The following is a 6314-nucleotide window of genomic DNA, read 5'->3' on the forward strand; positions in this document are numbered from 1 at the left end:
CCCGGACCACCCGGCGGGTCACCGACGGCGACAGCAGCGCCTCCCCCTCGGCGACCAGGCGGATCGCCCGCAGCAGCTCGGCCGGGCGGGTGTCCTTGGTGAGGAAGCCGCTGGCCCCGTGGCGGAGCGCGTCGAAGACGTACTCGTCCAGCTCGAAGGTGGTCAGCACGATGACCCGGGTACCGGCCAGCTCCGGGTCGGCGACGATCCGCCGGGTTGCCTCAATACCGTCGATCCCGGGCATCCGGACGTCCATCAGCACCACGTCGGGGCGCTCCCGCCGGGCCAGCTCGACGACCGCCAGCCCGTCGGCCGCCTCCCCCACCACGGTGAGGTCGTCCTCGCTCTCCACCAGGGCGCGCAACCCGATCCGGACCAGGTCCTGGTCGTCGGCGAGCAACACGGTGATCATGCAGCCTCCTCCAGCGGCAGTGTCGCGTACACCCGGAAGCCGCCGCCCGGGCCGGGGCCGGCGGTGAACGACCCGCCCAGCGCGGTGACCCGCTCCCGCATCCCGGCGAGCCCGTAGCCGCCCGCCGGGCCCGGCCCGGTGACCTGCCCGCGCCCGGTGTCGGTCACCTCGACGGCGACCTCGGTCGGCGCGTACCGGAGCCGGACGGTGGCCGTGGCCGGGCCGGCGTGCCGCAGCACGTTGGTCAACGACTCCTGGACCACCCGGTACGCGGCCAGGTCCACGGCGACCGGCAGGGTGCGGGCCTCCCCGGCGACCTCGACGATGACCGGCACCCCGGCCCCCGCGAGCCGCTCGCGCAGCTCCGGGAGCTGGGCCAGCCCGGGGGTCGGCGCCCGCTCGTCGGCGGCCTCGTCCCGCCGGACCACGGTGAGCGTGACCCGCAGCTCGTCCAGCGCCTCCTTGCTGGTGCGGCTGATCGCGGTCAGCGCCGCCTCGGCCTGCTCCGGCTTCTTCGCCAGCAGGTGCAGGGCGATCTCCGCCTGCATGTGGATCGCCGCGAGACCGTGCCCGACCACGTCGTGCACCTCCCGGGCGACCCGCAGCCGCTCGGCGTCGGCCAGCCGCCGGGCCTCGTCCACGCGGTTGCGGGCGGTGCTCTCCCGGGCCAGCCGCACCGTGGTCCCGACCGCGAACGGCACCACCACCCACGCGGCGGCGGGCATCGCACCCAGCAGGCCCGGTGAGCGGGCCCCCACGACGACGTGGGCCAGCAGCGCGACCAGCGCGGCGCCGCCGGCCACCGCCGCGGTGCGCAGCGGCAGGTACGCGGCGACCGTGTACACGGCGACGAAGAAGGACAGCAGGATCGGCCCGTACGGGTAGCCGAGCACCAGGTACGCGGTGCCGGCCGCGGTCACCACCGCCAGCGTCGCCAACGGCCACCGCCGCCGTACCGCCAGCACCAGCGCCGCCACCACGACCAGCGGGTACGTCGCCCGCCCGGTACTCAGTCCCTGGTTGATGCCGGCCGGCGCGGTGCCGAGCAGCCCGATCCCGAGCAGCGCGAGGGCCACGACGGCGTCGAAGGCGTCGTGGCCCCACCCGCTCCGGTTCCGGTCCACCCCGTCCCTCCCCCGCGACCTAGCCGATGTCCCGGCGCTGCAGCAGCAGGCCGCCGACCGCCGCGAAGGCGATCAGATAGCCGGCCACCACCAGCGCCGCCTGCCCGCCACCGACGCTGGCCGCGACACCGGGGGTGTCCCCCGGCGCACCGAGCGCGGCGGCCAGCGACCCGGCGTTCGGGCCGGGCAGCCCTTTCTGGAGCTGGGCCACCCAGTCGAGCAGCGGCGCGGCGATCGCGGCGAGCAGGTTCTGCACCGCCAGCATCCATACCAGACCCAGGCCGACCGGCAGCGCCACCGCTCGCAGCGCGACGGCGAGCACGGCACCGAGCATGGCCCACATCGTCGCCATGAGCCACCCCGCCCCGATTCCGGTGAGGAGGTCGCCGGCCGACGGCCAGTGCACCGGCTGCGACTCGGCGACCGCGATCAGGGCGCTGGACACCGCGCCGACGGCGAAGACGGCGAGCACCACGACGAGGGCGGCGGCCGCCAGGGTGAGCAGCTTGCCGGCGTACACCTCCAGCCGGGACGGGCCCTGGGAGAGCACTGTCTTCCAGGTGCCCCAGCCGTACTCGCCGCCGACCGTGAGCACGCCGAGGATCAGCACGATCGAGCCGAGGAAGACGGGCAGCCCGCCGAGCGAGTTCCCCACCAGCCGGTCCGGCAACAGCATCGGCAGGGTCCGGTCCGCGTTCGGGCCGGTGGTCCCGCCGGCGATGCTCGCGTACGGGAAGACGTAGGTGAAGATCAGCGAGAGCACCAGCGTGATGGCCAGCAGCAGCCAGGACGCCGGCCGTCGGACCAGCTTGACCGTTTCGGCCCGGAAGCTACGCGACATCGGCCGTTCCCTTCTCGATGAGGTCGAAGAAGACCTGCTCCAGATCCCGCTCCCGGGGGCGCAGCTCGCGCACCGCCACCCCGGCGTCGACCAGTTCGGCGTTGAGCCAGGCCGCCCGGTCCGGCTCGATCGACAGGTCCAGCCCGCCGTCCACCACCCGCACCCGTTCCTCCCCGACCAGGGCCCCGACCCGGGCCGCGGCCACCTCCAGCGGGTCGGCCAGCACCCGCAGACCCGTCGCACCGCGCAGGTCGGCGACGCTGCCCTCGGCGATCAGCCGGCCCCGGGAGATCACCCCCACCCGGTCGCAGACCTGCTCGACCTCGCCGAGCAGGTGGCTGGAGACCAGGACGGTGCACCCACCGGCCCCGAGCCGGCGGATCAGCGTGCGCATGTCGGCCATGCCGGCGGGGTCGAGGCCGTTGGTCGGCTCGTCCAGGATCAGCAGGCGCGGGTCCTTCAGCAGGGCGGCGGCCACGCCGAGGCGTTGCTTCATGCCCAACGAGTAGCCGGCGTACCGGTCGCCGGCCCGCTCGGTCAGGTCGACCAGGTCGAGCACCAGCGACACCCGGTCGGCGCCGACCCCGGCGTAGCGGGCCAGGACCCGCAGGTTGTCCCGGCCCGACAGGTACGGGTAGAACGCGGGTCCCTCGATCAGCGCGCCGACCCCGCCGAGCCGGCCCGCCCCGGGCGGCCGGCCGAGCAGCCGTACGGTGCCGGAGGTGGGGCGGACCAGCCCGAGCAGCATCCGCAGCGTGGTGGTCTTGCCCGCGCCGTTCGGGCCGAGGAAGCCGTACACCTCGCCGGCCCGGACGGTCAGGTCGAGGTCCTGCACGGCGGTCAGGCCGCCGTACCGCTTGGTGAGCCGTTCGGTGTGCACTGGCAGGTTCATGCCCCGAGCCTGCCGCCCAACGGGCCCGCGAGCGTCGTCGCGGAAGCGACTCCGGTCGTACGCCCTGGAACGTAGGCCCGGGCCGCCCGGCTACCGACCTCCGCCCGAACTTGGAGACCGCTACGCCCGCTCGACCTCACGGAGCATCAGCGCCAGGCTCTGCGACCGCCGCTCGGCGGGAAGGGCATTCCACGCCCGCCGGGCATACGCGACGCCCCCGGCCTTGTCGCCGGCCTTCGCCACGGTCAGCCCGCGGTGCAGCTCGATGTGCGTCGCGAAGCGCGGCAGCCCTGCCGGCCGCGTGCGGTCGGCCTCCTCCTGCGCCTCGACGCCGGGCCCGGGCATGCCGAGGCGGCCGTAGAGCATGCTGCGGAAGGTTGCCATCCGCCACGGCGGGACAGCTGTGTCCGAGACTTCGTCGTCCGGGGAGGCGACGTGATCGAAGACTCGGCGGGCTTCCGTGTCGAGCCCAACCGCGCCGGCCTGGTTCCCGCGTCCCGCCGCGGCGTGCGCCAGCGCCATCAGGGCTTGGACGCGGCCGAGCGACGGCCGGTCGGAGAGGGTGATCGCCTGGTCCGCGTACCGGCGGGCGGTCGGCAGCGCCGCGCCCTCGTAGGCAAGGGCGATCGCCGCACGACCCCGCACCCATACCCGGACGCCGAGATCGTCGGAACGGTCCGCCGCCGATGCGGCCAGGTCGTACCAGCGGATCGCCTCGGCGGGATGCGACGTGGTCTTGCCGTAGGTGACCAGCGCCCGCGCCGCATGCGACCACATGTGGGGCGTGTCCAGGTGCTGCTGAAGGATCACGAGGTCGCTCGCCAGGCGGGCCTGAAGCAGCGCCGCGCCAACTGCCATGTAGTCCCGGCCGTACTGGTCGACCCGCTCGCGCCAGTCCTCTTCGGCCCCTCGGCCGTTCAACGCCGCACTGAAGCCGACCCGGATGAGTTCGCCGGCCACGACCGGACCCAGGACGCCGGCCGCCAGGCCAAGCACCTGTCGACGGTTCACGTCACCCTCCCCGAGCGCCCGCGCGTAGGCGAGCACGATGTCAGGCGTGGCGGCCCGCCGCCCGGCCTCCAAGTTGCTCAGATGCGAGGCCGAGTAGCACGACCGGGCCGCCACCGAGGCGAGCGTGATGCCGGCCTCGGTACGCGCCTGCCGCAACTGCGCGCCAAGGTCGTCCATCCGGCCCCCTGTTGAAACCTCGTGAAAGCTCGATGCACTTCCGAGAGTAACCCCACGGTCACGACACTGTGGACATACGGAACCGCTGACGTGGCTTGAGCCGTCGGCGGGACCTGCGCGGGGGGCCGCGCCGACCGGGGATGGCGGGCGGCCCCTTCCACGGTGGCAGAGGAGGCCTCGCTATGCGTTTCCGGTTCTGGCGCAACAAGCCCGGGACGTCCATTCCGCTCCCGCGCCCGGTCCCGCCCAATGAGCGGCCGCGCTGGGCGGCGCAACCAACCGAGGTCTTCCCGACAACCGACCCGGGCCGCGCCGGCAACCTGACCCCCGCCCAGCGCTGGCGGGCCGGCGAGTGGCGGAACAACGGAGGCCACAGGTGAGCCGGACAGCCCGTCCGCACCGCCCGATGCGTCCGCTGTGGCGCTGCCGCGCGTGCGGCGCCGAGTGGCCCTGTCAGCCGGCTCGGTTGGCGCTGCTAATGGAGTACCGCGCCGACCGTACGGCCCTGCTGGTGTACCTGAGCACTCTCATGGCCGAGGCCGGGGCGCAGCTCTCGCAGCTCAACGGACACGCTCTGCCCGAGAACCTGACCGATCGCTTCCTGACCTGGGCCCGCGCCGGGTAGTCCTCACACGGCGGCCAGGACGGCGGCCTCCAGGCGGGCCCGTTCGGCGTCGGAGGGCCAGCCGCCGACCAGGTAGAACGCGTCCACGACGTCACCGCCGAGGGTGGAGATCCGGGCGGCGCGGACCTGCGCCCCGGCCTCGTCCAGCGCGCAGCTGACCCGGTAGAGCAGCCCGGCCGCGTCGGCGGCGCGCAGCTCCAGCACCACCGCGTCGGTGGCCGCCTCCCGGTGCCAGACCACCCGCGGGGCGGCCCCCTCACCACGCGCCGCGAGGGCCCGACCGCGCAGCCGCTGGGTGACCGACACGTCTCCGGCGACCGCGCGACGCAGGTCGGCGCTGAGGGCGATGGGGTCGGGCGCCAGCCCGTAGCGGGGTTGCACCCGGCACTCGACCAGGGCTCGGCCGTCGACCGTGGAGGCGTCCGCGGAGATCACCTCCAGCCGGTGCAGAGCCAGGCAACCGGCGACCGTCGCGAGCAGTCCCCGCCGGTCCGCCGCGGCCACCGCCACCCGGTCCTCCGCGAGGTGTACGACCGGCAGCGGCCCCGCCACCAGCGCGGGATCGGGGGCCGGGGGTGCGGGCAGGGCGCCGGTGTCCAGCGCGGTGCGCACCCGGGCGACCAGCTCGGCGATCAGCCGCCCCTTCCAGTCCGACCAGGCGGCCGGACCGGTGGCCGCCGCGTCGGCGCGGACCAGCGCGTGCAGCAGGTCCAGCGTGGTGGTGTCGCCGACCCGCTCGGCGACCCCGGCGATGGTCTTCGGGTCGGCGAGGTCACGTCGGGTGGCCACGTCGGGCAGCAGCAGGTGCAGCCGGACCAGCCGGCCGATCAGCGCCGCCTCGGACTCGGGCAGGCCGACCCGGGCGGCCACCGCCTCGGCCAGCGGGGCGCCCACGCTGCTGTGGTCGCCGGGCAGCCCCTTGCCGATGTCGTGCAGGAACGCGCCGAGCAGCAGCAGGTCCGGCCGGTCCACCTCGCGGGTGTGCCGGCTCGCCTCGTACGCGGTCTGGACCAGGTGCCGGTCCAGGGTGAACCGGTGCACCGGGTTGTGCTGGGGCAGGCTGCGCAGCCGGGTCCACTCGGGCAGCCAGCCGTCGATGAGGCCGTACCGGTCGCAGGTCTCCCAGGCGGGCACCAGGCCGGGACCGGCCCCGAGCAGGGTGATCAGTGCGGCGCGGGCGGCCGGCGGCCAGGGCGCGGGCAGCGGCGGGCAGTACGCGGCCAGCCACTCGC

Annotated in this window: 7 protein-coding genes; 1 reads left to right on the forward strand and 6 read right to left on the reverse strand. The window is 75.0% G+C overall.

Annotated elements, in window-relative coordinates; all coding sequences use genetic code 11:
* The 5 genes from DKL51_RS03570 to DKL51_RS03590 form a co-directional block, all read right to left on the reverse strand.
* A partial coding sequence (locus DKL51_RS03570) for a response regulator (RefSeq protein ID WP_148097715.1) occupies positions 1-412 on the reverse strand: 412 nt, incomplete at its 3' end.
* A complete protein-coding gene (locus tag DKL51_RS03575) occupies positions 409-1536 on the reverse strand; it encodes a sensor histidine kinase (RefSeq protein WP_124811719.1) in 1128 nt (375 codons plus the stop codon). The genes DKL51_RS03575 and DKL51_RS03570, both read right to left, overlap by 4 nt.
* Before the next feature lie 19 nt (positions 1537-1555).
* Complete coding sequence (locus DKL51_RS03580) at positions 1556-2377, reverse strand: ABC transporter permease (protein ID WP_124811720.1); 822 nt, start codon at positions 2375-2377, stop codon at positions 1556-1558.
* On the reverse strand, positions 2367-3269 hold the full coding sequence (locus DKL51_RS03585) for an ABC transporter ATP-binding protein (protein WP_124811721.1): 903 nt from the start codon (positions 3267-3269) through the stop codon (positions 2367-2369). The genes DKL51_RS03580 and DKL51_RS03585 overlap by 11 nt, the downstream gene beginning before the upstream one ends.
* Before the next feature lie 120 nt (positions 3270-3389).
* The gene (locus DKL51_RS03590; RefSeq protein WP_124811722.1) at positions 3390-4457 is read right to left on the reverse strand and encodes a helix-turn-helix domain-containing protein; all 1068 of its coding nucleotides are present in this window, start codon (positions 4455-4457) and stop codon (positions 3390-3392) included.
* Positions 4458-4923: 466 nt separating this feature from the next.
* Between DKL51_RS03590 and DKL51_RS03595 the strand changes: the two genes are divergently transcribed.
* On the forward strand, positions 4924-5082 hold the full coding sequence (locus tag DKL51_RS03595; protein ID WP_260428365.1) for a hypothetical protein: 159 nt from the start codon (positions 4924-4926) through the stop codon (positions 5080-5082).
* A 3-nt stretch (positions 5083-5085) separates the two neighbouring features.
* On the opposite strand, the gene DKL51_RS03600 is transcribed toward DKL51_RS03595, so the two are convergent.
* Positions 5086-6314 (reverse strand): HD domain-containing protein (locus DKL51_RS03600; RefSeq protein WP_124811723.1); only part of this gene is annotated, 1229 nt, incomplete at its 5' end.

Origin of the sequence: Micromonospora globispora, from assembly GCF_003857015.1 — a bacterium.
In the GTDB taxonomy this organism is placed as follows: Bacteria; Actinomycetota; Actinomycetes; order Mycobacteriales; family Micromonosporaceae; genus Micromonospora; species Micromonospora globispora.